Origin of the sequence: Mesorhizobium sp. WSM4312, from assembly GCF_002294875.1 — a bacterium.
Classification (GTDB): Bacteria; Pseudomonadota; Alphaproteobacteria; order Rhizobiales; family Rhizobiaceae; genus Mesorhizobium.
The window spans coordinates 1-22,282 of record NZ_NSFU01000013.1 but is presented as its reverse complement, the minus strand read 5'-3'; the positions used below and the strand labels follow the sequence as shown (position 1 = coordinate 22,282).

The 22,282-nt window shown below is 66.0% G+C and carries 25 protein-coding genes; 13 read left to right on the top strand and 12 right to left on the bottom strand.

The annotated features are described in order from the left end of the window. Window positions 1-17 precede the first annotated feature (17 nt). Window positions 18-965 (bottom strand): substrate-binding domain-containing protein, encoded by a 948-nt coding sequence (locus CK228_RS22215; RefSeq protein ID WP_027047106.1) that lies wholly within the window; start codon window positions 963-965, stop codon window positions 18-20. Between the two features lie 353 nt (window positions 966-1,318). On the opposite strand from CK228_RS22215, the gene CK228_RS22210 reads away from it, so the two are divergent. Then, window positions 1,319-2,017 (top strand): RibD family protein, encoded by a 699-nt coding sequence (locus CK228_RS22210; protein ID WP_095789241.1) that lies wholly within the window; start codon window positions 1,319-1,321, stop codon window positions 2,015-2,017. Window positions 2,018-2,029: 12 nt separating this feature from the next. Here the strand turns inward: CK228_RS22210 and CK228_RS22205 are convergent, their stop codons facing one another. Then, a complete protein-coding gene (locus CK228_RS22205; RefSeq protein WP_095789240.1) occupies window positions 2,030-2,914 on the bottom strand; it encodes an SDR family oxidoreductase in 885 nt (294 codons plus the stop codon). 78 nt (window positions 2,915-2,992) lie between these two features. Here CK228_RS22205 and CK228_RS22200 point away from each other — a divergent pair, with 78 nt between their 5' ends. Further along, window positions 2,993-3,823: a helix-turn-helix transcriptional regulator gene (locus CK228_RS22200; protein WP_095789239.1), complete on the top strand. Its 831-nt coding sequence runs from the start codon at window positions 2,993-2,995 to the stop codon at window positions 3,821-3,823. Between the two features lie 29 nt (window positions 3,824-3,852). On the opposite strand, the gene CK228_RS22195 is transcribed toward CK228_RS22200, so the two are convergent. Further along, window positions 3,853-4,299: an SRPBCC domain-containing protein gene (locus CK228_RS22195; protein WP_095789238.1), complete on the bottom strand. Its 447-nt coding sequence runs from the start codon at window positions 4,297-4,299 to the stop codon at window positions 3,853-3,855. A 217-nt stretch (window positions 4,300-4,516) separates the two neighbouring features. Here CK228_RS22195 and CK228_RS22190 point away from each other — a divergent pair, with 217 nt between their 5' ends. After that, window positions 4,517-5,143: a class I SAM-dependent methyltransferase gene (locus CK228_RS22190; RefSeq protein WP_095789237.1), complete on the top strand. Its 627-nt coding sequence runs from the start codon at window positions 4,517-4,519 to the stop codon at window positions 5,141-5,143. Here CK228_RS22190 and arsK read toward each other — a convergent pair. From arsK to CK228_RS22150, 8 genes are all read right to left on the bottom strand, one after another. Then, entirely contained in the window at window positions 5,107-6,402 is a 1,296-nt protein-coding gene (gene arsK, locus CK228_RS22185; protein ID WP_095789236.1) for an arsenite efflux MFS transporter ArsK, read from the bottom strand. The genes CK228_RS22190 and arsK overlap by 37 nt on opposite strands. Continuing rightward, entirely contained in the window at window positions 6,399-7,784 is a 1,386-nt protein-coding gene (locus CK228_RS22180) for an NAD(P)-binding protein (RefSeq protein WP_095789235.1), read from the bottom strand. The genes arsK and CK228_RS22180 overlap by 4 nt, the downstream gene beginning before the upstream one ends. A 44-nt stretch (window positions 7,785-7,828) precedes the next feature. Continuing rightward, a complete protein-coding gene (locus CK228_RS22175; protein ID WP_095789234.1) occupies window positions 7,829-8,149 on the bottom strand; it encodes a metalloregulator ArsR/SmtB family transcription factor in 321 nt (106 codons plus the stop codon). A 66-nt stretch (window positions 8,150-8,215) separates the two neighbouring features. Continuing rightward, on the bottom strand, window positions 8,216-8,638 hold the full coding sequence (gene arsC / locus CK228_RS22170) for an arsenate reductase (glutaredoxin) (RefSeq protein ID WP_095789233.1): 423 nt from the start codon (window positions 8,636-8,638) through the stop codon (window positions 8,216-8,218). Beyond that, entirely contained in the window at window positions 8,635-9,336 is a 702-nt protein-coding gene (locus CK228_RS22165; RefSeq protein WP_095789232.1) for an MIP/aquaporin family protein, read from the bottom strand. The genes arsC and CK228_RS22165 overlap by 4 nt, the downstream gene beginning before the upstream one ends. A 7-nt stretch (window positions 9,337-9,343) precedes the next feature. Beyond that, window positions 9,344-9,676 (bottom strand): helix-turn-helix transcriptional regulator, encoded by a 333-nt coding sequence (locus CK228_RS22160; RefSeq protein ID WP_095789231.1) that lies wholly within the window; start codon window positions 9,674-9,676, stop codon window positions 9,344-9,346. A gap of 66 nt (window positions 9,677-9,742) precedes the next feature. After that, window positions 9,743-11,656, bottom strand: a complete 1,914-nt coding sequence (locus CK228_RS22155) for a diguanylate cyclase (protein ID WP_095789230.1) — start codon at window positions 11,654-11,656, stop codon at window positions 9,743-9,745. 156 nt (window positions 11,657-11,812) lie between these two features. After that, window positions 11,813-12,718, bottom strand: coding sequence for a LysR family transcriptional regulator (locus CK228_RS22150; protein ID WP_095789229.1), 906 nt, complete (start codon window positions 12,716-12,718; stop codon window positions 11,813-11,815). A gap of 93 nt (window positions 12,719-12,811) precedes the next feature. Here CK228_RS22150 and CK228_RS22145 point away from each other — a divergent pair, with 93 nt between their 5' ends. Then, window positions 12,812-13,696 (top strand): aldo/keto reductase family oxidoreductase, encoded by an 885-nt coding sequence (locus CK228_RS22145; RefSeq protein ID WP_095789228.1) that lies wholly within the window; start codon window positions 12,812-12,814, stop codon window positions 13,694-13,696. A 16-nt stretch (window positions 13,697-13,712) separates the two neighbouring features. Here CK228_RS22145 and CK228_RS22140 read toward each other — a convergent pair whose 3' ends face one another. Next, window positions 13,713-14,048: a metalloregulator ArsR/SmtB family transcription factor gene (locus CK228_RS22140; RefSeq protein WP_095789227.1), complete on the bottom strand. Its 336-nt coding sequence runs from the start codon at window positions 14,046-14,048 to the stop codon at window positions 13,713-13,715. A 212-nt stretch (window positions 14,049-14,260) separates the two neighbouring features. Here CK228_RS22140 and CK228_RS22135 point away from each other — a divergent pair, with 212 nt between their 5' ends. The 9 genes from CK228_RS22135 to CK228_RS22100 all read left to right on the top strand — a co-directional run. After that, window positions 14,261-15,568, top strand: coding sequence for an FAD/NAD(P)-binding oxidoreductase (locus CK228_RS22135; protein ID WP_095789226.1), 1,308 nt, complete (start codon window positions 14,261-14,263; stop codon window positions 15,566-15,568). A 113-nt stretch (window positions 15,569-15,681) separates the two neighbouring features. Then, on the top strand, window positions 15,682-15,882 hold the full coding sequence (locus CK228_RS22130; protein ID WP_095776080.1) for a DUF2892 domain-containing protein: 201 nt from the start codon (window positions 15,682-15,684) through the stop codon (window positions 15,880-15,882). Between the two features lie 10 nt (window positions 15,883-15,892). Next, the gene (locus tag CK228_RS35855) at window positions 15,893-16,315 is read left to right on the top strand and encodes a biotin/lipoyl-binding protein (RefSeq protein ID WP_245438092.1); all 423 of its coding nucleotides are present in this window, start codon (window positions 15,893-15,895) and stop codon (window positions 16,313-16,315) included. After that, window positions 16,312-16,845: an HlyD family efflux transporter periplasmic adaptor subunit gene (locus tag CK228_RS35850; protein WP_245438091.1), complete on the top strand. Its 534-nt coding sequence runs from the start codon at window positions 16,312-16,314 to the stop codon at window positions 16,843-16,845. The genes CK228_RS35855 and CK228_RS35850 overlap by 4 nt, the downstream gene beginning before the upstream one ends. Next, window positions 16,842-20,039 carry an efflux RND transporter permease subunit gene (locus tag CK228_RS22120; protein ID WP_095789225.1) on the top strand — a complete coding sequence of 1,066 codons (3,198 nt, stop codon included), beginning with the start codon at window positions 16,842-16,844 and terminating at the stop codon, window positions 20,037-20,039. The genes CK228_RS35850 and CK228_RS22120 overlap by 4 nt, the downstream gene beginning before the upstream one ends. Window positions 20,040-20,249: 210 nt before the next feature. Beyond that, window positions 20,250-20,585 carry a metalloregulator ArsR/SmtB family transcription factor gene (locus CK228_RS22115; RefSeq protein WP_095789224.1) on the top strand — a complete coding sequence of 112 codons (336 nt, stop codon included), beginning with the start codon at window positions 20,250-20,252 and terminating at the stop codon, window positions 20,583-20,585. Then, the gene (locus tag CK228_RS22110) at window positions 20,582-21,076 is read left to right on the top strand and encodes an SRPBCC domain-containing protein (RefSeq protein ID WP_095789223.1); all 495 of its coding nucleotides are present in this window, start codon (window positions 20,582-20,584) and stop codon (window positions 21,074-21,076) included. The genes CK228_RS22115 and CK228_RS22110 overlap by 4 nt, the downstream gene beginning before the upstream one ends. Continuing rightward, window positions 21,066-21,890 carry an alpha/beta hydrolase gene (locus tag CK228_RS22105; RefSeq protein WP_095789222.1) on the top strand — a complete coding sequence of 275 codons (825 nt, stop codon included), beginning with the start codon at window positions 21,066-21,068 and terminating at the stop codon, window positions 21,888-21,890. The genes CK228_RS22110 and CK228_RS22105 overlap by 11 nt, the downstream gene beginning before the upstream one ends. Window positions 21,891-22,128: 238 nt before the next feature. Continuing rightward, window positions 22,129-22,282: VIT1/CCC1 transporter family protein (locus CK228_RS22100; protein ID WP_179296007.1), on the top strand; the 154-nt coding region annotated here is incomplete at its 3' end.

Here is a 22,282-nt window from a genome sequence, read left to right as displayed (position 1 = left end):
CCTGTCTCCGCCAAGTTCTACTTCGTCTCGCTCAACCTCTCGGCCTTGTCGAGATTGTCCTTGCCGATGACGATCGGCGTCAAAAGCACCAGCTTCTCCTTCGGCTCGGTCTTGTTCTTGGCGTAGGCGACAGCGATCTGCACGGCGGTGCGCGACTGCTGGCCGGGGAACTGTTCGACCGTGCCGGCGAGCTTGCCGTCGCGCACGGCAACCAGCGCTTCCGGCAGCGCGTCGAAGCCGTAGATCTTGACGTCGGTGAAGTTGCGCGCCGCGCAGGCTTCGAGCGCACCGAGCGCCATGTCGTCATTGGCGCAGATGATGGCGTCCGGCTTGCCATTGGCGGCGAGCCCGGCTTCCGTCACCGACAGCGCCTCGGCGCGGGCAAAGTTTGCGGTCTGCTCGAAGATGATCTGGTACTTGTCCTTCAAGGGATCGAGCACATTGTGCACGCCCTTGTTGCGGTCGATCGCCGGACCGGCACCCGGCTGGCCCTGCAGGTGGAACAGCTTGGCTCCGTTGGGGAACGCCGCCACCATGGCCTGCGCCTCCGCCTCGCCGCCCTTGACGTTGTCGGCGCCGACATGGGCGAGAATGCCCTGGACACCGTCGACGCGGCGGTCGATCGTCACCACGGGAACGCCGGCCTTGACCGCTTCCTCGATGGCCGGCGCCAGCGCGTTGACGTCGAGCGGCGAAATCACGATGGCGTTGACCTTCTGCACCAGCGCCGCCTCGATGTCGGCGGTCTGCTTGGTGGCCGAATTCTGTCCGTCGCTTTCGGTCAGGTTGACGCCCTGGGCCTGCGCTTCGGCCTTGATCTCGTTCAGCATGTGCACGAAGAACGGAAAGCCGAGATTGGGCACCGAGCCAAGGATGGTCAGCTTATCCTCGGCGAACGCCGAAGGTGCGGCCAGCATCATGGCGCCCGCGGCCACGGACGTCATCAGGAATTCACGTCTGTTCATGGTTGATCTCCTCCACAAGACGCACGCCCCGGAAACCGGGACGGTTTCAGGAAGGATCATGCGTCGGTTCAAAGTGTTGGAGCATCCTCCTTGCGCAGAACAGCGCATGCCGCTCCAGCTGATCGCCGTTGCAAAAACTGCCTCCCATCGGCATCAGCCACGGGATGCTAACCCAGGGTCAACCATTTGTGCAACATCGATATAACAGCGCTGGGGGCGAATTATCGGAATTGTCGGAATTTTGGCCAAACCGACCTGCCGGCTTCCATTCCCGGGCTGCGGCCCTAGTTTGAACCCCGAGTCATTCCTGAAGCTCAGTCCTTCCCGAAGATCAGGCTGTCCCTGGAGAAACCATGAAGCCGCACGTCATCTGCCATATGCTCGCCTCGCTCGACGGCGGTCTTCATCCGAGCCGCTACACCACGAGCCCGGACGGAACCCGGGCCGAGTGGTCAGGCCTCTATGAGCAGATCCACGGCGATCTCCAGGGCGACGCCTGGATCGTCGGCCGCGTCACCATGGCCGAGATGAGCAAGGCCGGCGCACACCCACCGGCGCGGATCGGCAAGGTCGAGCGGCCGCATCATTTCGCGCAGCGCGACGCGAGCACCTATGCCGTGGCGCTCGATGCCTCCGGCAGGCTCCACTTCGCCAGGCCGGATGTCGGCGGCGACCATGTCGTGGTGCTGCTTGGGCGTGACGTCTCCGACAGCCATCTGGCCGAGCTCGCCGCCGACGGCGTGTCCTATATCGTGTCGGAAACGGCCGAGATCGATCTCGCCGCCATGCTCGAAGTGCTCGGGCGGAAACTCGCAATCCGCCGGCTGCTGCTCGAAGGCGGCGCCGGCATCAACGGCTCCTTCTTCGCGGCAGGGCTTGTCGATGAGTTGAGTCTTCTGGTCGCGCCCGCGCTCGATGCGCGGGCGCGAAACCAGGGTTTTGTCGAGTTCGGCGAAAGCGGCCTCGCCGGCAAGATGCAGCTGTCGCTGACAGGCTGCGAAACGCTGGCGCATGGGCTCATCCATTTGCGCTACGCCGTCAGCCCTGGCTGAGGCCGCAGCCCATCAGTACCGCATGGCGTCGAGATCGGCGATCAGCGTCGGGCCGGTCGGATGCCAGCCGAGCCGTGCCTGGGTCAGCGCGCTGGAGGCTGGCAGGTCCATGGGGGCAAACATTCCCATCCAGCCGAAATGCTCCGCCGCCTTTTCCGGCGCGATCGAGACGACCGGCAATTTCAGGCCCCGGCCAAGCGCCTCGGCGATGGCGCGCACCTCGACGCCTTCCTCGCCGACCGCGTGATAGCGCGCACCCGGCTGGCGCTTTTCGACGGCAAGCCGGTAGAGCCGCGCGGCGTCGGAGAGATGCCCGGCCGAATAGCGGTTGCGGCCTTCCCCGACATAGGCCGACACGCCCTTTTGGCGGGCGATCTCGATGAACGGCGTGATCAGCCCCTGCTTGACCGGATTGTGGACCTGCGGCAGGCGCACGACCGACAAATTGATGCCGGCCTCCAGCAAGGCATTGCCGGCAAGTTCCGAGGCGATGCGCGGATTGGGGTGGCTGGCGTTGAAGACGTCCTCGACCGCCAGCTGGCCGTGTCCGGGGCTGCCCATGCCGACGCCCGACGTGATGACCAGCGGCCGGTCGGATCCGGCGAGCGCCTCGCCGAGCGCCGCGATGACTCTGGCGTCCTTTTCGCAATTCTCGGCAAAGCGCGAAAAATCATGGTCGAAGGCGGTGTGGATCACGGCATCCGCCTTCGCCGCGCCGCTGCGCAGGCTTGTCGGTTCCTCGAGGGTTCCGCGATGCACTTCGGCGCCCGCGGCCGCCAGCGCGTCGGCGCCGGCATCGGAGCGGGTGACGCCGATCACCTGATGGCCGGCCTGGATGAGTTCGGCAACGAGCGCCGAGCCGATGAAGCCGGTGGCGCCGGTCAAAAAGATACGCATGCAAAATCTCCTGCACAGTTGCCCGCGCAGTATCTCCGGTCTATTATTCCATTAAAGTAGTGATCTTATCATGGTATAATGGCTAACAGGATGCCCGCCCCCGGTTCGCTCGCCGCCTTCCTGAAAGACCGCCGCACCCGGCTCGATCCCGCCTCGTTCGGCTTCTCCGGGCGCCGGCGCACGCCGGGGCTGCGCCGCGAAGAGGTCGCCCAGCGCGCCAACATCAGCCCGACCTGGTACACATGGCTGGAGCAGGGCCGTGGCGGCGCGCCTTCGGCCGATGTGCTGAACCGCATCGCCAAGGGGCTGCTTTTGACCGAGGCGGAGCGCGAACATCTCTTCATGCTCGGGCTAGGCCGCCCGCCCGAGGTCCGCTACCGGGGCGACGAGGGCGTCAGCCCCCGGCTGCAGCGCCTCATCGACACGCTCGAGGCCAGCCCCGCTTTGGTCAAGACCGCCACCTGGGACGTCGTCGCCTGGAACCGCGCCGCCGAGATCGTGCTGACCGACTACGGCACCATCCCCGCCGGCCGGCGCAACGTGTTGCGCTTCATGTTCCTCACGCCCCACATCCGCGCCAAGCAGCATGATTGGGAAAACCTTGCCCGTTTCGTGGTCGGCGCGTTCCGGGCCGATGCGGCGCGCGCCGGCGCGGTCTCCGAGGTCACCCAGTTGGTGGACGAATTGTGCAGCGGCAGCGCCGAGTTCGCCACGCTGTGGCAGGAGAACGACGTGCTCGCCCATGGCGACGGGACAAAGCGCCTGAAGCATCCGGAACTGGGCGACATCGAGCTGGAATATTCATCCTTCGCGGTCGACGGCCGGCCGGATTTGAACCTGACCGTCTACAACCCGGTCGACGGCAAGGTCGCCGACCGCATCCGCGCTTTGGCCAGGCGCCCGAGGTAAGACCGGCGCCGCTGCGATGGCGTCCCTCTTCAACGGCGCTCGCACACGGCCTTCAGGATCTGCAAGGTCGGACCCCAGTAGAGATTGGCGTGCGGGCGGATCGCCGGTTCGGGGAAGTCGCTGAGCGTCAGCGTCAGCAGTGTTCCCTCATCCGCCGGCGCCAGGGCGAAACGGACCAGCGTGTGGTTTTCCGGCACGTCCGCCAGGCGCGAGGCCGACAGCGTGCTCCAGTAGCTGTAGGCAAACAGCCGCTCCGGCTCAAAGGCGCGGACAATGCCACGGTTCTCGAACGCCATGCCATGCAGCAGCCCGCCTATCACGATCGCGCCGCCGGCATGCCCCTCCAGGCTGACGGTCAGCTCCTCGTCGGACATCCATTGCGGGATCATTCCAGGCGTCGTCAGCACGCGCCAGACCCTGGGCGGCTCGGCGGCTATGGCGACGGTCTTGACGATCGGCGCTGAGGGATCGGTCATCCCTGCATTTTACCGCGACTGCCGGGGGAAAGTGTAGCGCAATATCGGTTGGCAATTCCGCGCAATTTCAGCCGGCAGCAATTTGTGCCTTGCCGGGAACGGCGCCTGCTGGATCAATCCTTGCCGGTCTGAACAATCGTGCTGCCACAAATTGATCGCCGGCCGGCCACCGCGACTGATATGCTGGACGGTGTCACCAAAAGTGAGGGCCGGCCCGATGGAGAAAGAGGCATCGCAACTGCACTGGAACGCAGCATATGAATCGAAGGGCGAGGACGGCGTCAGTTGGTTCCAAGATAATCCCGAGCCCTCGCTTTCGTTGATCAAAGAGATTGCCGAGCGCAGCTCTGCCATCGTTGACGTGGGGGGCGGCGCCTCTCGACTGGTGGATAATCTTCAAGAACTACACTTTGAGGACGTCACTGTCCTGGATCTGTCTGCTACGGCGATCACGGCGGCTCGCGATCGGCTGGCTGGGACAGGCGGGAACATCGATTGGATCGTTGCCGACATTCGCACCTGGTCGCCGAGGCGGCTTTACGATGTCTGGCATGACAGGGCTGCCTTCCATTTCATGGTCGAAGAAGCCGATCGTGACGCCTACCTCGTCACACTCAGGCGGGCACTCGCACCAAATGGCTACGCGATTATCGCGACGTTCGCGCTCGACGGGCCGGAGAAATGCAGCGGCCTGCCCGTTCAACGATACGATGCAAGCAAGCTCGCCCAAGTCCTTGGATCCGGCTTTGCACTTGTTCGCACGCTCGACCATCTGCATCTGACGCCATGGGGCTCCTCCCAGTCCTTTCAGTTCAGCGTTTTCAGACGAGCACCTGACATGTAATCCGGCGCTGCCGTAAAACTATCCGCGCCCGGCGCGGCCGCATCGGCCATGCCGCCCTTTTCACCCTTGCGCGATTGCCGGCTGATCAGCGCGACGGCGGCGAAGGCGGCGATGCCGAACAGGCCGACCACGACGTTCAGCCACAAGGCCGGGAAGACGCCGAGGCCCGATATCATCAGGGTCAGGCCGAACGGGGCGAAGGCGGAGCTGAACTGGCGCGCCGCCGTGATCCAGCCGACATAGGAGCCGTAGCGTTCCTGGCCGAACAATTCGAGCGGCAGCGTGCCGCCGACAATGCTCATCAGGCCCGAGCCGAAGCCGAAAAGCACGGCAAACAGCATGGCGCCGGAAACGGAGGGCGCCACCATCAGCAGCACCGCAAGACCGCCGGCCAGTCCGGCGGTCGCGCCGAGCGCCAGCGACGTCTGCGACAGGCCGCGGCCGAACAGCATGTTGACCAGCCGGCTCGCCACTTGCGACGGGCCGAACAGGCTGGCGACCAGCACCGAGGCGCCGCCGAGGCCGACCAAAGTGAGCAGCGGCACCATCTGCACGAGAACAGCCGAAAGCACGAAACCTTCGATGGCAAAGCCGGCCAGCACCAGGACGAACAGGAGCGACCATCGCCGGCCGGGCGCTGGCCCCGACAGGCTCGCCGTGACTGGAACGATCCTCTCGCGCGCCTTGCCGATACGGCTGGAAAGCCGGGCCAGCCACCAATGGATCGGCAGGCAGACAAAAGCGTTGAGCGCGGCAAAGAGAGCGAGAACCTCACGCCAGCCGAGATGCTGGTGCAGCAGCGTCGTCAATGGCCAGAACAGGGTCGAGGCGAAGCCGGCGATCAAGGTGAGATGGGTGATGCCGCGCCGCGCCCCGCCGAGCTGTACGATGGCGACGAAGGCCGTGCTGTAGAGGACGAAGCAGGAGGCGAGTTCCATGGCCAGCACGCCTATGGCAAAGCCGGCGCGACCCGGCGCCAGCGCACACAACAGCAACGCGCCCGCCGCCGCCAGCGATCCCGGCACCATCAGGCGCCCTGCCCCGACCCGGTCCGCCAGGCTGCCCGCGAACGGCGCCAGGATGGCGCTTGCCAGCAGCGACACCGACAGCACGGCAAACACCCATTGCTGCGACCAGGCGAGTTCCGCCGCCACCGCCGGCGCCAGGATGCTGTAGCTGTAATAGAGCGTGCCGTAGCCGACGATCTGCGTGGTGCCCAGCGCCCAGATCGCGGAGGCAGGAATCTTGGCGTCGCTCACTCGGCGGCTTCCATCGTGCCGGCGCAGCCGCAACCGCTTTTGCCGGCGGCCTTGGCGTCGGCATCCGCCACGCAGCAGGCATCGATCGCCGCCGGCGCCGGTCCGCCGCAACAGCCCTGCGACGAGCGGGCAGCCGGCACCGTGCAGACGCCGGTTTCGGGCAGCACCAGTTGCACCGCGTCGGCCGCCGCCATGTCGCCGGCGAGCGCCGCCGCGACCGAGCGCACCTGCTCGTAGCCGGTCAACAGCAGGAAGGTCGGCGCACGGCCATAGCTCTTGATGCCGACCGTGTAGAAGCCGGGCTCCGGATGGCTGAGTTCGCGGTGGCCGTGCGGTGGCACGTCGCCACAGGAATGCTCGTTGGGATCGATGAGCGGACCGAGCGCCTTGACGCCTTCCAGCCACGGATCGAGATCGAGCCTGAGCTCGCGGGTCAGCGACAGGTCGGGGCGCTGCCCGGTCGCGGCGATGATGCGGTCGACGGGGCCGAGTTGCAGCAATCCCTCCCCGCTTTGCCCCTCGACGATCAGCCTTCCGTCACGCTCGCCGATCGCAAGCGTCGCAAAGCCGGTCACCAGCTGGACGCGGCCGCTTTCGGCGAGGTCGCGGATATCGGCGCCGAGTTCGCCGCGCGCCGGCAACTGGTCGGCGTCGCCGCCGCCATAGATGCGCACGAGGTCGGTTCCGCGCACCGCCCAGATGAAGGCCGTGCCGGGCGCGGCATCCGCCAGCCTGGCAAGGTCGAGCAAGGCGTTGGCCGCCGAGTGGCCGGAACCCACGACCAGCGTCGTGCGGCCGGCATAGCGCGCGCGGTCGCGGCCAAGAATGTCGGGAATTCCATACGCGATACGGTCGGCAAACTCCGCCTCGCCCTCCGCCGCGATGCCGCCGGCACCGAGCGGGTTGGGCGTGCGCCATGTCCCCGAGGCGTCGATGACCGCTCGGGCGCTGTCGCGCCTTGTCCCATCGGCGGTTTCGACGACGAGCATGAAGGGCCGCGTCCCGCGCGCGCTGCCGCGCACCTTGTCGGCGCCCCAGCGCGATATGGCCACGACACGCGCCTTGGTTTTGATCGCCGGCGCCAGTTCCGGCAGGTTGGCCAGCGGCTCGAGATAGTGCGCGACGAGTTCATCGGCGGTGGGAAAGGCTTCCGCGTCCGGCATTCGCCAGCCATGGCTTTCGAGCAGCTTCCTGGCCGCCTCATCGACGCAATAGCGCCAGGGCGTGAACACCCGCACATGGCCCCAATCCCGCAAATTCGCGGCGACACCATCGCCAGCTTCATAGACCTTTACCGGCAGGCCCCGGGCGATGAGATGGATGGCGGCGGCCAGTCCGACCGGACCGGCGCCGATGACGGCGATGGGCAGATCGTTTTGCATCAGTTTCTATCCTTCCGGTATTATCGAAATAACAGGCAAAAAATTCAGGCGGCTGCGTCATCCACTGCCGGATTGCAGGCGGCATCGGCGCAGCATTCGTCGGCCAGGAAGCCGATGAGATCGTTCATCATGGGATAGTTGGCGCGGCAGATCAGCGTCGTCGCCTGCCGCTCCTGGCTGACCAGCCCGGTCAGGATCAGGCGGTGCAGATGGTGCGACAGCGTCGAGGCGGCGATGCCGAGGCTTTCCTGCAGATAACCGACAGGCCGGCCCGCTTCGCCGGCCCGGACCAGGATACGATAAAGCTTCAGCCGCGTCGGATTGCCGAGCGCCTCCAGCTGCTTCGCTGCTTGTTCGAGTTTCATGGAAATAGCATGCGGCCGACGATGGAAACCGTCAAGCCCTATTTCGAAAAATATCGAAATAGGGCTTCAGACGACCCGCTTGCCGCTCGCGTCGATGACGACCTCGCCGTCCTCCTTGGCGAACGGGCCGATATCCGGATTGGGCAGGATATCGAGCACCTTTTCGGACGGCCGGGCCAGCACCACGCCGAGCGGGCTCACCACGATCGGCCGGTTGATCAGGATCGGATGCGCCAGCATGAAATCGAGGATCTCGTCGTCGCTCCATTTGGGATCGCCAAGGCCGAGTTCGGCATAGGGCGTGCCCTTCTCGCGCAGCAACTGGCGCGGCGTCATCGCCATCGCGTCGATCAGTTCGACGAGCCTTTCGCGCGACGGCGGCGTCTTCAGATATTCGATCACCCGCGGCTCCTCGCCGGACTGGCGGATGATCGCCAGCGTGTTGCGCGAGGTGCCACAGGCCGGATTGTGATAGATGGTGATGGTCATTGCGCGGCTTTCATCTCAGTGACGGTCTTGTCAGTGAAGGTCTTGGGTTCAGCCAGCAGCCATCCGGCCAAGGCCAGCGCCAGCAGCGCGCCCGCCAGTTCCGCTGCTATGAAGGCCGGCACATCGGAGGGCCGGATGCCGGCAAACGTGTTCGAGAAGGCACGGGCAATGGCCACCGCCGGATTGGCGAAGGAGGTCGAGGCGGTGAACCAGTAGGCCGATGTGATGTAGAGCCCGACCAGCCAGGGGACGGCATCGCCCCGGAAGCGCAAGCCGGCAAGGATGGTGAAGACCAGGCCGAAACTCGCGACCAGTTCGGCCAGCCACTGCCCCTGCCCGCTGCGCACCGTCGCCGACACCTCGAGCAAGGGCAGGTCGAACATGGCATGCGCGACCAGCGTGCCGGCGAGGCCGCCGAGAATCTGGACAGCGACGTAGCCCAGCACGGCCAGCCAGCCGATGTCGCGCCGCAGCCCGAAAACCAGCGTCACGGCCGGATTGAAATGGGCGCCGGAGACCGGCCCCAGCGTGGTGATCAGCACCACCAGAATGGCGCCGGTGGGAATGGTGTTGCCGAGCAGGGAAAGCGCGACATCGCCGGTCAGCCGGCTGGCCATGACGCCCGAGCCGACCACCGTGGCGACCAGCATGGCGGTGCCCAGCGCTTCGGCTGCGAGACGGCGGCGAAGGTCGGTCATGTCAAGCTCAACATCTGCAGGTCACCGCCTGGAGGATCGGCTGGCAAAGCTCCGGCGCGCCATTGCAGCAATCCTCCATCAGGTAGGCCAGCAGATCGCGAAACCCGGTCATGTCGGCCGTATAGCGGATGCTGCGCCCGTCGCGCTCGGCATGCACCAGCCCGGCCTGGCCGAGGACCTTCAGATGTGCCGACATGGTGTTCTGCACCGCACCCAGCCGCGTCGCGATCTCGCCCGCCGGCACGCCCTCGGTCCCGGCCCGCACCAGCAGCCGGAACACCTCCAGCCTGGTTTCCTGGCCGAGCGCGGCGAGCGCCTGCAATGCTGTTGCCTTGTCCATCAATCCACATATCCAGATTTATGGATTAGTGGCAGTGGAGCATGACAGTGGTGTGACGGCGATGGCTCACGCTTTGCGCCGGGAACCCGTCGTGCGTGGTTCGCTCAGATGCGGGCGCCAGCCATGCACGCGATCCCGCCCGGCGGCCTTGGCGCCATAGAGGGCTTCGTCGGCGCGCCGCAGCAGATCGGCGATCTCGATGTCGGCACTCCCGTCGAAAGTGGCGACCCCGATGCTGACGGTGACGATGCCCTTTTCGCTGCCGGCATGCGCGAGCCGGAGGTCGCGCACCTTGCCTTTAAGGGTCTCGGCGATGACGAAGGCGCCTCTGGCGTCGGTCTCGGGCAGGACGAGCGCGAACTCCTCGCCGCCATAGCGGGCCGCCGCGTCGGCCGGCCGCCGCGCCGTCGCCTCGATGCAGCGACTGACGGCGCGCAGGCATTCGTCGCCCGCCGGGTGGCCATAATGGTCGTTGAACCGCTTGAACCAGTCGACATCGATGATCAGCAGGCTGAGGGGTGTGGCGCTGCGCCGGCCGCGGGCGAATTCGCGCGCCAGGGCCTCGTCGAAGGCCCGCCGTGTCATCAGTTCGGTCAGCCCGTCGCGATGCGCCAGGAGGTTCAGCTTCTCGTTGGCGGCCAGCAATTCCGCCTCGACCTGCTTGGCCTCGGTGATGTCGGAAAACACGCTCAGGCTGCCGCCATTGCCGGTCGGACGGGTCCGCACGTCGAGCCAACGCCCGTCGGCGAGCCGGATCTGGCGGTGGCTGGCATGCGTCTGCGTTGCCATGATCTCTGCAATCCAGCCCTCGACGGCGTCGGGCGGCGTGATGCTTTCGCCGCGAGCGACCGAGGCGCGCAGTATGTCGCGATAGTCGGTGCCGTGAACCCTGATGTCAGCCGTCTTCGGAAACATCGCGCGGTACTGGGTGTTGCACAGCATCAGCTTTCCCGCAGGATCGAACATCACCAGGCCGTCGGCCATGTGCGTCAGGGCGTCTCCCAGCCTTGCCTGGCTTTCCGCCAATTCCTCCTCCAAGTGCTTGCGTGCGGTGATGTCGCGATTGTGCGTAATCAGCCCGACGATCGCTCCGCTTCTGTCCCGAAAGGGCGCTTTCAATGTCGACAGCCAGCCATTGGTCCCGTCGTCGTGGTGAAGGCGCTGTTCGATGGTGGATGAGGCGCCCGAGGCCAGGACGGCAAGCTCGTCCTGGCGGTATCCCTGCGCCGTTTCGCGCGGAAAGAAGTCGAAATCCGTCTTGCCGATCAGCGCCTTGGCATCAGCCGCATGCATCAGTTCGGCTGTTGCCGGGTTGGCGGCGATGAACCGTCCTTCGAGATCCTTGACGTTGAGGCAATCGGGCAATGTCTCCACAACGGCCTTGAAGATGCGTCGGGACTGCAATGCATCGAGGCGCCGCCTCTCCTGGTAAAGCGTAAGCCCCGACAGTGCCACCGAGACGAAGATGAGCAAGGTGGAGGGAAGCACCACCTTTGGCAGAACCGTCTGCAGGACGGAATGCGGCAGGACGCTGAGGCCGAGCAGCGATCCGGCCGCGGTCGCCACGCCAAGGATCATGATATCGGCCATGGTGGGCGCGCGGCCCCTGAGCGCAAGGTTGCCGCCGACACCGACCAGCAAGGTGGCCGCGATCCCGACCGCTCCGGCGAAGGCGCCGATGCCGCCCTCGAAAGTCCGGAAAGCACCGGCCATGACGCCGGCGACGATACCGGCGACAGGACCGCCGAAGAAGCCGGCAACGGCGATCATCGTCGCCCTGAGATCGACCAGCACGCCCGGCTGCAACTGCATGGGCGTGAGCATCAGGACGATGGCGCCGGCGCCCATCAGCAGGCCGAAGGCCGCGGCTTTTACCGGGGCCGGCCTGCGGTCCAGCCACACATGCGTGTGGATCCAGACCGAAACGAACATCGCCACGACCGCGAGATTGGCCAGCAATTCGGACCAGGGCGAACCCATTGCGCGCCTTTCCTGTCACCGGGCTTTCGCCGTATCGCCTCCTCGATAGTCCCTCAATGACAACAAAGTGTTACGTCAGCCATTTGACTCCCGGTCGAAGGAACCAGGCAAGGCCAACGGGCATGGCATATCCGCCGGCGCGATATCGGCTCGAAATCACCCCCAGCGCATCCCGCCGACAAAGTCGATGAACGCCCTGAGCGGTGCCGGCGTCAGCCGCCGGCCGGGATAGTAGAGGAACGGGCCTGAGAATTCCTGCCACCAGGGCTCCAGCACCGGCTCCAGCCGGCCATCGTCGAAATAGGGGCGCAGCCAGTCCTCGAACAGCGAGACGATGCCGCCGCCGGCCACCGCCACCTCGAGCGCAAGCGCCATGGCCGTGCCGGTGCTGACCAGCAGCGGGCCGGTCGGCTCGACGCTCACCACCTCGCCGTCGCGTTCGAACTCCCAGGGCGGCGTCAGGCCGCTGGCGAAGCGGCCGCGCAGGCAGGCGTGACGGAGCAGGTCGCGCGGATGCTCGGGCCGGCCGTGCCGGTCGAGATAGGCCGGTGCGGCGGCAGTGGCGTAGTGCTGCCGGCGCGGGCCGATCGGCACGGCGATCATGTCCTGCTCCAGCCGCTCTTCATAGCGGATGCCGGCATCGCAGCCGCTCGCCAGTATGTCGACGAAACTGTCCTCGGCGGTCACTTCCACGCGAATGTCGGGATAGGCGGCGAGGAAAGGCGGCAACAGGCGCGGCAGCACCAGTTTCGCCGCGACGACCGGCACGTTGAGCCGCAGCGTGCCGGCGGGGCGGCCGCGAAAGCCGTTGACCACGTCGAGCGCCGCCTCGACCTCGCCGAGCGCCGGACCCAGCCGCTCGAGCAGGCGCGCGCCGGCCTCGGTGGGAGCGACGCTGCGCGTCGTGCGGTTGAGCAGCCGCACGCCGAGCCCGGTCTCCAGCCGCCGCACCGTCTCCGACAGGCTGGAGGCGCTGACATTGCCCACCCGCGCCGCCTCGCGAAAGCCGCCGGCGCGCGCCACCGCCATGAACGCCTGTAGGTCGCCGAGATCCGCTGCCATTGTTCGCCTTTTCGCACAGGCTGTGCCGATTGCACCATATTATCGCGCATGCGCGCTTTGTCTACATTGGGCCGATCCAAAGGAGATGAGACCATGACCGACATCAGCAAGGCCGGAACCTTCAAACTCGCCGACCGCACCGTAAAGCGCCTCGGCTACGGCGCCATGCAACTGGCGGGACCTGGCGTCTTCGGCCCGCCGAAGGATCGCGACGCAGCCCTTGCCGTGCTGCGCGAGGCGATCGCCAGCGGCGTCGACCACATCGACACATCCGATTTCTATGGCCCGCACATCACCAACCAGATCATCCGCGAAGCGCTGCACCCCTACCCCGCCAACCTCACCATCGTCACCAAGGTCAGCGCCCGGCGCGGCGCCGATGCATCGTGGCTTCCCGCAATGTCGCCCAAGGAGCTGACCGAGGCCGTGCACGACAATCTGCGCAATCTCGGGCTTGATGTGATCGAGGTCGTCAACCTGCGCTCCATGCATGGCATCCACGGCCCCGCCGAAGGATCGCTCGAGCCGCAGTTGAACACGCTCGCCGAATTGCAGCGCCAGGGCCTCATCCGCCATATCGGCATGAGCAACGTCACAGCGACCCAGATCGCCCAGGGACGCAGCATCGCCGAGATCGTCTGCGTGCAGAACCAGTACAACATCGCGCACCGCGACGACGACGCGCTGATCGACGCGCTTGCCGCCGACGGCATCGCCTATGTGCCGTTCTTCCCGCTTGGCGGCTTCACGCCGCTGCAGTCGGACACGCTGGCCAATGTCGCCAGGAAACTCGGCGCGACGCCGATGCAGGTGGCGCTCGCCTGGCTGTTGCGCCGCGCGCCCAACATCCTGCTCATCCCCGGCACCTCCTCGGTCGGCCATCTCCGCGAAAACCTGGCGGCGGCCGAACTCGACCTGCCGGCCGACGCGCTCAAAGTGCTGAACGGCATCGGCAGTGAAGCCGAGCAAGCGGCATAAGGCATTCCTCGGCAGACTACCGGCTGCCGACCCTGGCGATCCGTGTCTGCGGATCGCAATAGATGCCGTAGAGCGTCTGCAGGATTCGCTCTACCTCCACCGAAGCCAACCGGTAGTAGACCTGCTGGGCGTCGCGCCTCGTGTCCACGAGCTTGAGCGCGCGCAACTTTGAAAGCTGCTGCGACAGCGCCGACTGGTTCATCGCAACCAGTTCGGCCAGTTCGTTCACGCTCGTCTCGCCGTCCAGCAGATGGCACAGGATCATCAGCCGTTTTTCATTTGCCATCGCGGCAAGCAGTTCGGACGCCTCGCGCGCCTGCTTGTCCAGGTCGGCTATTTTTATATTGCGCATATGAACACATTATCATATTAAGAGTTACGAATAATATTAGTCTGGCACGGCTGCCTGTCAAGTCGATGGATCGATGCCGATGCTTCGCACCGTCAAGGTCGCTTGATCAGCGTCAAGTCGCAGCCTGCCACAATGGCGCAAAATCAGCCAATCCCGCGCGGGATCAGCAGTGTTGGCGTTGCGCCAAAGCGACGCCGCAACGGAGGAAGAACATGGCGCATATAGTCGTCCTGGGTGCCGGGCTGGGAGGCACCATCATGGCCTACGAGCTTCGCGACGGACTGGCCGGGGAACACCAGGTTTCCGTCGTCAACAATGGCAGCCACTATTCATTCGTACCGTCCAACCCTTGGGTCGCCGTCGGCTGGCGCGACAGGCAAGCGGTGGAAATAGACCTTGCTCCGGTGCTGGCACGGCGCAAGATCGGTTTTCATCCGCAGGGAGCCAGGCGCGTCCACCCGGTCGAGCGCACGGTGGAACTCAAAGACGGCTCATCTGTCTCCTACGACTATCTGGTCATCGCCACCGGTCCCGAACTCGCTTTCGACGAGATCGAGGGCCTCGGGCCGGAGCACAACACCCAGTCAGTCTGCCACATCGATCACGCGCTCAAGGCCAGGACCGCCTTCGACGCGCTCGTCGCCAAGCCAGGCCCGGTCGTCATCGGCGCGGTCCAGGGCGCGTCCTGCTTCGGGCCGGCTTACGAATTCACCTTCATCCTCGACAAGGCGCTGCGCGACGCCAGGGTGCGCGACCGCGTGCCCATGACCTTCGTTACCTCCGAACCCTATATCGGCCATCTCGGCCTCGACGGCGTCGGCGACACCAAGGGCCTGCTCGAGAGCGAGATGCGCCAGCATCACATCAAGTGGATCTGCAACGCCAAAGTCGACAAGGTCGAGCCGGGCAAGATGTTCATCCAGGAACTCGCCGACGACGGGTCGGTCAGGCAGGCGCATGAACTGCCGCACGCCTATGCCATGATGCTGCCGGCCTTTCGCGGCGTGGCGGCGGTGCGCGGCATCGAGGGCCTGACCAATCCGCGCGGCTTCATCCTTGTCGACAAGCACCAGCGCAACCCGGCGTTCCCCGAAATATTCGCGGTCGGCGTCTGCGTCGCCATCCCGCCGATCGGCAAGACGCCGGTCCCCGTCGGCGTGCCCAAGACCGGCTTCATGATCGAATCCATGGTCACGGCGACGGCGCGCAACATCGGCCGGCTGGTGGAGGGCAAGCAGCCTGACGCCCAGGGCACATGGAATGCGGTCTGCCTCGCCGATTTCGGCGATTCCGGCGTCGCCTTCGTGGCGCAGCCGCAGATCCCGCCGCGCAATGTCAACTGGTCGTCCTCCGGAAAATGGGTGCATACCGCCAAGGTCGGTTTCGAGAAGTATTTCCTGCACAAGATAAGGGCCGGCAAGTCCGAACCCTTCTATGAGCGCCTCGCATTGCAGGCGCTTGGGATCGACAAGCTCAAGCAGATCAAGGTCGAGGCATCGGCGGATGTGCCGGGAGCCTGACCGGCGCTAGCCGGCGGCGGGCGAGAGTTGCTGTCGCAAATTCGACGCCGCCTCTTGCGGTCGGTAGTTGTATTCTTATATTTAGATATCATCATATACAAATGGAGATGACAATGTCCCTCGACCGTTCCGTTCTCGCCTTCGCCGGCATCATGGTGCTGCTGTCCGTCGTGCTCACCGCCTTTGTCTCGCCGCTGTTCGTATGGCTGACGGTGTTCGTCGGCTTGAACATGCTGCAGTCGGCGTTCACCGGCTTCTGCCCCGCGGCGATGGTCTTCCGCAAGCTCGGCATCAAGCCGGGATGCGCGTTCTAAGGAAATCCGGATGCGCCTGCCTCTTTTGTTCGGCGCGCTGTTGGCGGCCTCTCCGACGCTTGCCGGCACGCTGACACTGGTGCCGACGACGGTGACCGAATGGAAAGCGGTCTATGGCCGTGTCGAGGCGCGCGACACCGTTCCGGCGCGCGCCCGTATCGGCGGCCTTGTTGTCGATCTGGCCGTCACGGAGGGCGAGCAGGTCAAGGCGGGGCAGAAGATCGCGACCGTCCAGGACGACAAGATCGCGTTTCAGGTCGCCGCTCTGGACGCCCAGCTTCGTGCTCTGCAGGCGCAGCTGGACACCGCGCAGTCCGAACTTGCCCGTGGCCAGACGCTGGTCGACAAGGGCGTCATGACCGCGCAGCGTCTCGATCAGCTGCGCACCGAAGTCGACGTCGCGCGCAACCAGCTTGCCGCGACCGAGGCGTGATCGTGCAGCAGGGCGCCGAGGGCGATGTTTTTGCTCCCGGCGACGGCCGCGTGCTGACCGTGCCCGTGACGCGTGGCGCGGTCATCATGGCCGGTGAGGTTGTGGCCACCATTGGCGGCGGCGGGGTGTTCCTGCGGCTTGCCGTTCCGGAGCGTTACGCGGCGTCGCTGAAAGAGGGAGCCGCCATCCGTATCAATGCCGGCGGCAAGGAGATCCCCGGCCGCCTCGCCAAGATCTATCCGCAGATCGACAATGGCCGCGTCATCGCCGACGTCGAGGTCGATGATCTCGACACCAATTTCATCGACGCCCGCGTCCTGGTCGAGCTGCCGGTCGCCGAGCGCTCCGCGCTGCTGGTGCCGGCTTCGGCCATCCAGATCCGTTCGGGGATCGATTTCGTGCGCGTCGCCGCAGGCGGCGGCAGTGTCGAGCGCGCGGTGGTAACAGGCGAGCGGTCCAGGCGCGCCGACGGCGACTATGTCGAGATCCTGACCGGTCTTGCGGCCGGCGACGTCGTGGTCACGCCATGAAAGGTCCCGCCTCGTTCGGCATTGCCGGCGCGCTGACGCGGGCCTTCATCGCGTCGCCGCTGACGCCGCTGTTCCTGGTCGCCGCCTTCGCCTTCGGGCTGGTGGCGCTGCTCACGCTGCCGCGCGAGGAGGAACCGCAGATCTCGGTGCCGATGGTCGACATCTTCGTGCGCGCCGATGGGCTGAAGGCCGACGACGCCGTCAAGCTGATCACCGAGCCGCTGGAGACGATCGTCAAGGGCATCGACGGCGTCGAGCATGTCTATTCGCAGACGCGAGACGACCAGGCGATTGTCACCGCCCGCTTCATCGTCGGCACCTCGTCGGACACTGCCGTGCTGCGCGTCCACGACAAGGTGCGCGCCAACATGGATCGCATTCCCGTCGGCGTGCCCGAGCCGCTGATCGTCGGCCGCGGCATCGACGACGTCGCCATAGTCACGCTGACGCTGTCGCCGAAGCCGCAGACAGCCGCGCGCATGACAGCCAACGACCTCACCCGCATCGCGCGCGAACTGCGCACCGAGATCGCCAAGATCGACAATGTCGGCCTGACCTATCTGGTCGGCGACACCGGTGAGATCATCCGCGTCAATCCGAACCCTGAAAAGCTCGCCCTTTACGGTGTCACCCTGCAGCAGCTCGCCGCCAAGGTGTCGGGCGCCAACAAGGCCTTTCCCGCCGGACGCGTGCGCGACATGGGCGAGCAGATCGACATCGTCGCCGGCGAGACATTGGCCTCGCCCGACCAGATCGGCAACCTGCTCTTGACCTCGCGTGACAACCGCCCCGTCTATGTCCGCGACGTGGCCGACGTCGCCTTCGCCGCCGACGCCGGTGATACGCTGGTGTCGACGGTCACCAGGGCCGGCGTTGGTGTCGAGCGCGTGCCGTCGGTCACGCTCGCCATCGCCAAGCGCGCGGGATCGAACGCGGTCGCCGTCGCCGACGCCATTCTGCACCGGGTCGCATTGCTCCAGGGCGGGCTGATATCAGGCGATATCTCGATCGACGTGACGCGCAATTACGGCGAGACCGCCAACGACAAGGCCAATGAGCTCCTCTACCATCTCGGCCTGGCGACGATCTCGATCATCGTGCTGGTCTGGGTCGCCATCGGCCGCCGCGAAGCGATGGTCGTGGCCGTCGTCATTCCGGTGACCATCCTGCTCACCCTGTTTGCCTCGCGCGTCATGGGCTACACGCTGAACCGCGTCTCGCTGTTCGCGCTGATCTTTTCCATAGGCATTCTCGTCGACGATGCCATCGTCGTGATCGAGAACATCTCCCGCCACTGGGCCATGGGCGGCGGCCGCGATCGCCGGCAGGCGGCAATCGAGGCGGTGGCGGAGGTCGGCAACCCGACCATCGTCGCCACCTTGACCGTGGTCGCCGCACTGCTGCCGATGCTGTTCGTCTCGGGAATGATGGGCCCCTATATGAGCCCGATTCCGGCCAATGCCTCGGCGGCGATGATCTTCTCCTTCTTCGTCGCGGTGATGGTGACGCCGTGGCTGATGCTCAAGCTTGCCGGGCGGGCGCCGGTGCATGCCCGTCAGGATCATGGCAATGGCGGCCCGCTCGGCCGCGCCTACACCGCCGTCGCCCGGCCGATCCTGGCCTCGAAGACGGCGAGCTGGGCCTTCCTGCTCGTCGTCGGCGTGCTGACCCTGGGCTCGCTCGCGCTGTTCTACACCGAGCATGTCACGGTCAAGCTCCTGCCCTTCGACAACAAGTCCGAACTGTCGGTGACCATCGACCTGCCGGAAGGGTCTTCCGTCGAAGCCACAGATGCGGTGGCGCAGGCCGTCGCCGCCAGGGTTCTCGAGTTGAAGGAGGTTCGATCGGTCCAGACACATGCCGCGACGGCGGCACCCTTCAACTTCAACGGCCTCGTCCGCCATGCCGTCCTGCGCACCGAGCCGCAGCAGGGCGACGTGGCGCTCAACCTGCTGCCGAAGGCGAACCGTGCCCGCTCCAGCCATGAGATCGCGCTCGACGTCCGGCAGCGCATCGCCACGATCCCCGTACCGCAAGGCACCAGCCTGAAGGTGGTCGAGCCGCCGCCCGGCCCGCCGGTGATGGCGACGCTGCTGGCCGAGATCTACGGACCCGACGGCGAGACCCGCCGCAAGGTCGCCGCCAGGATCGAAACGGCGTTCCGCTCCGTGCCCTTCATCGTCGACGTCGACAATTCCTGGGGACAGCCGGCACGCCGGCTGCGCGCCACGATTTCCACCGACGATGCGGAGTTCTTCCATGTCGAGGAAAGCGACGTCTTCGACACGCTTGCCATCCTCAATGGGGGCAGGACCGTCGGTTATTCGCATCGCGGCGGTGGCCGCCAGCCGATCCCGATCCGCATCGAGCGGCCGAAGGGCGAGAGGACGCTCGACGAGCGCTTCCTGACCACCTCCATTCCGGCCAATGTCCTGCCTGGCGACCGCGGCGTGGTCGAACTCGGCGATGTCGTGCGGGTGACGCCGGAGCGCGCTTCGTTCCCGGTGTTCAGGCACAATGGCCGCGCCGCCGAAATGGTGACGGCCGAGCTTGCCGGCAGCTTCGAGGCGCCGCTTTACGGCATGCTCGCCGTCAGCAAGGCCATCGACGCGCAGGACTGGACCGGACTGCAGAAGCCCGCAATCTCGCTGCATGGCCAGCCGGAGGATGAAAGCCGGCCGACGCTTTTGTGGGACGGCGAATGGGAAGTCACCTGGGTGACCTTCCGCGACATGGGGGCGGCCTTCGGCGTCGCGCTGCTCGGCATCTACATCCTCGTCGTCGCCCAGTTCGGCTCGTTCAAGGTTCCGCTGGTGATCCTGACGCCGATCCCGCTGACCTTCATCGGCATCCTCGGCGGGCACTGGCTGTTCGGGGCGCCGTTCACGGCCACCTCGATGATCGGCTTCATCGCGCTGGCCGGCATCATCGTGCGCAATTCAATCCTGCTGGTCGACTTCATCCGCCATGCGGCGTCGCCCGACAGACCGTTGAGCGAGGTGCTGATCGAGGCCGGCGCGATCAGGTTCAAGCCGATCCTGCTTACGGCGCTTGCCGCCATGATCGGCGCGGCGGTGATCCTGACCGATCCGATCTTCCAGGGGCTGGCGATCTCGCTGCTGTTCGGCCTGGCCTCCTCGACGCTGCTGACGGTGCTGGTCATCCCCGCGATCTACCGGGTGCTTCGCACGTAAAAAAAGCCGCCTCAGGGAAAACCTCGCGGCGGCCGAACTGGAATTGCCGGCCGACCCGCTCGACGTGCTGAACGACATTGCGGACGAAAGACGGGAGCCTGGGGTTTCAAGCTATATTTCCCCGAGCTCTCCCAGCCCCGTAAAGCGCGTTGACGGCTCGGGCAAAACCACATATAGAACCAACTAGTTCCAGAACTGATTGGTTCCGTAATGGCTCATCAAGTCTCGCTCGACGACACATTCGCCGCCCTCGCCGATCCCACGCGCCGGGCGATCCTGGCCCGGCTGCTCGACGGCGAAGCGTCGGTTGCCGAACTGGCGCAGCCTTTCGCGCTCACCGTGCGCGCGGTCTCCAAACATGTCGGCGTGCTGGAACAGGCCGGCCTCGTCACCCGCAGCCGGGCGGCGCAAAAGCATCTCAGCCGCATCGAACTCAAGCCGCTGCGCGACATCGACCGCTGGCTCGACGACTACAGAAAACTCTGGGAAGACCGCTTCGACCGGATGGAGGACCTGCTGCGGCACGGCGCGGACAGGCCGGAATGAGCGCGCCCGCGACCGCCGACCGCAGCTTTGCCATCGAGCGGATCTTCAACGCGCCGGTCGAACGCGTCTTCCGGCTGTGGACCGATCCGCTTCTGGTGGCGCAGTGGTGGGGCATCAGGGACTGCACCGTCCCCTTTTGCGTGCTCGACGTGCGCGTCGGCGGCCGCTGGCGCATCGACATGCTGACCGCGGGCGGCGCGCTCTACCGCAACCAGGGCAGCTATCTCGAAGTCGTCGAGAACGTCAGGCTGAGTTATTGCGACGAACCCGATCCTGAAATCCGTGAATGGGCCGGCAAGCCGCCGGGTCGGAGCCGCCACACGGTGAACTTCACGCCCGACGGCGCGCGCACCCATGTCCATTTCGAGGTGACGCTGGAGACTGCCGCCGACCGCGAACGCCTGCTGGCGCTCGGCATGCGCGGCGGCTGGATGCAGAGCTTCGACCGGCTGGAACAGCTGATAGGCAAGGGAGCCGACCATGCTGGCTGAGAACGCCAAACCGACCACGCAAGCCGTGCTGTCGCGGGACGGAACGCCGATCGCGTGTGAGCGGCGCGGCCAGGGCCATCCGCTCATCCTCGTCGACGGCGCGCTCTGCTCGCGCGCCATGGGTCCGAGCGGTCCGCTTGCCAAGGCGCTGGAAGGCGATTTCACCGTGTTTCGCTACGACCGCCGCGGCCGTGGCGACAGCGCCGACACCGCGCCCTACACGGTCGAGCGCGAGGTCGATGACATCGAGGCCGTGCTGCGGGCGGCCGGCGGTGAAGCCCATCTCTGGGGCATGTCCTCAGGCGCCATGCTGGCACTGATGGCAGCAGCCCGCCTGCCCGGCATCGGGAAGCTTGCACTCTACGAAGCGCCGCTGATCGTCGACGACAGCCGCGCGACGACGCAAGGCGACTGGGCAACGATCCGGCAAGCCATCGCCGACGACAGGCGCGGCGACGCCGTGAGCGCCTTCCTCAAATCGGTCGGCATGCCCGGCCTGCTGATCGCCGTCATGAAGCTGACGCCGATCTGGCGCAAGCTCAAGGCAGTGGCGCATACGCTGCCTTACGACGGCGCCATCGTCGCCGGCGACCAGCTCGGCAAGCCGCTGGACCGCGCCCGCTGGACCACGCTCGGCGTGCCGACATTGGTGACCGATGGCGGGAAAAGCCCGCCATGGATGCGCCATGGCAACAAGGCGTTGGCGCAGGCGCTGCCCAATGCCCGCCACCAGACGCTGGCAGGCCAGAACCACATGCTGAAACCCGCCGCGCATGCGCCGGTGCTGACGGCGTTCTTCAACGGGCGGCATTGAGCGCGCACGCCGGCCCGACGCGAACAACAGGGAATTTGACCATGCAGCTTCGGCATATACTCGCCATCGCTTTCACAATGGCGGCCTTACCCGCAACCAGCAGGGTGCTCGCGCATGTGAACGGGGCCAGCACGGCCCGGCTCTGACCTGGATCAAAACCGGATTCCTGAAAAGCGGCTAGAAACGCCTGAACAGCGCCCGCCCCGTGGGCGGCGAAGGCAAGATCAGGAGAAAGGCATTGAGCCGCCTGCATATCGAAAACCATCAGGTGTCGCGCATCGGCTGGCTGCGCGCCGCCGTCCTGGGGGCCAATGACGGCATCGTCTCGACCGCGAGCCTGATCGTCGGCGTGGCGTCGGCCGCCGCGCCGGCTTCGCAGGTTCTGGTCGCCG

Bases quoted from the DNA above. Each gene is read 5' to 3' on its own strand.
- CK228_RS22160 (WP_095789231.1), bottom strand. From the start codon at position 9,676: ATGGACAAGGCAACAGCATTGCAGGCGCTCGCCGCGCTCGGCCAGGAA.
- CK228_RS22205 (WP_095789240.1), bottom strand. From the start codon at position 2,914: ATGCGTATCTTTTTGACCGGCGCCACCGGCTTCATCGGCTCGGCGCTC.
- CK228_RS22130 (WP_095776080.1), top strand. From the start codon at position 15,682: ATGTCCCTCGACCGTTCCGTTCTCGCCTTCGCCGGCATCATGGTGCTG.
- CK228_RS22215 (WP_027047106.1), bottom strand. From the start codon at position 965: ATGAACAGACGTGAATTCCTGATGACGTCCGTGGCCGCGGGCGCCATG.
- CK228_RS22140 (WP_095789227.1), bottom strand. From the start codon at position 14,048: ATGCGCAATATAAAAATAGCCGACCTGGACAAGCAGGCGCGCGAGGCG.
- CK228_RS22155 (WP_095789230.1), bottom strand. From the start codon at position 11,656: ATGGGTTCGCCCTGGTCCGAATTGCTGGCCAATCTCGCGGTCGTGGCG.
- CK228_RS22195 (WP_095789238.1), bottom strand. From the start codon at position 4,299: ATGACCGATCCCTCAGCGCCGATCGTCAAGACCGTCGCCATAGCCGCC.
- CK228_RS22115 (WP_095789224.1), top strand. From the start codon at position 20,250: ATGGCTCATCAAGTCTCGCTCGACGACACATTCGCCGCCCTCGCCGAT.
- CK228_RS22135 (WP_095789226.1), top strand. From the start codon at position 14,261: ATGGCGCATATAGTCGTCCTGGGTGCCGGGCTGGGAGGCACCATCATG.
- CK228_RS22120 (WP_095789225.1), top strand. From the start codon at position 16,842: ATGAAAGGTCCCGCCTCGTTCGGCATTGCCGGCGCGCTGACGCGGGCC.
- CK228_RS22150 (WP_095789229.1), bottom strand. From the start codon at position 12,718: ATGGCAGCGGATCTCGGCGACCTACAGGCGTTCATGGCGGTGGCGCGC.
- CK228_RS22105 (WP_095789222.1), top strand. From the start codon at position 21,066: ATGCTGGCTGAGAACGCCAAACCGACCACGCAAGCCGTGCTGTCGCGG.
- CK228_RS35855 (WP_245438092.1), top strand. From the start codon at position 15,893: ATGCGCCTGCCTCTTTTGTTCGGCGCGCTGTTGGCGGCCTCTCCGACG.
- CK228_RS22190 (WP_095789237.1), top strand. From the start codon at position 4,517: ATGGAGAAAGAGGCATCGCAACTGCACTGGAACGCAGCATATGAATCG.
- CK228_RS22110 (WP_095789223.1), top strand. From the start codon at position 20,582: ATGAGCGCGCCCGCGACCGCCGACCGCAGCTTTGCCATCGAGCGGATC.
- arsC (WP_095789233.1), bottom strand. From the start codon at position 8,638: ATGACCATCACCATCTATCACAATCCGGCCTGTGGCACCTCGCGCAAC.
- CK228_RS22175 (WP_095789234.1), bottom strand. From the start codon at position 8,149: ATGAAACTCGAACAAGCAGCGAAGCAGCTGGAGGCGCTCGGCAATCCG.
- CK228_RS22210 (WP_095789241.1), top strand. From the start codon at position 1,319: ATGAAGCCGCACGTCATCTGCCATATGCTCGCCTCGCTCGACGGCGGT.
- CK228_RS22180 (WP_095789235.1), bottom strand. From the start codon at position 7,784: ATGCAAAACGATCTGCCCATCGCCGTCATCGGCGCCGGTCCGGTCGGA.
- CK228_RS22165 (WP_095789232.1), bottom strand. From the start codon at position 9,336: ATGACCGACCTTCGCCGCCGTCTCGCAGCCGAAGCGCTGGGCACCGCC.
- CK228_RS22145 (WP_095789228.1), top strand. From the start codon at position 12,812: ATGACCGACATCAGCAAGGCCGGAACCTTCAAACTCGCCGACCGCACC.
- CK228_RS22200 (WP_095789239.1), top strand. From the start codon at position 2,993: ATGGCTAACAGGATGCCCGCCCCCGGTTCGCTCGCCGCCTTCCTGAAA.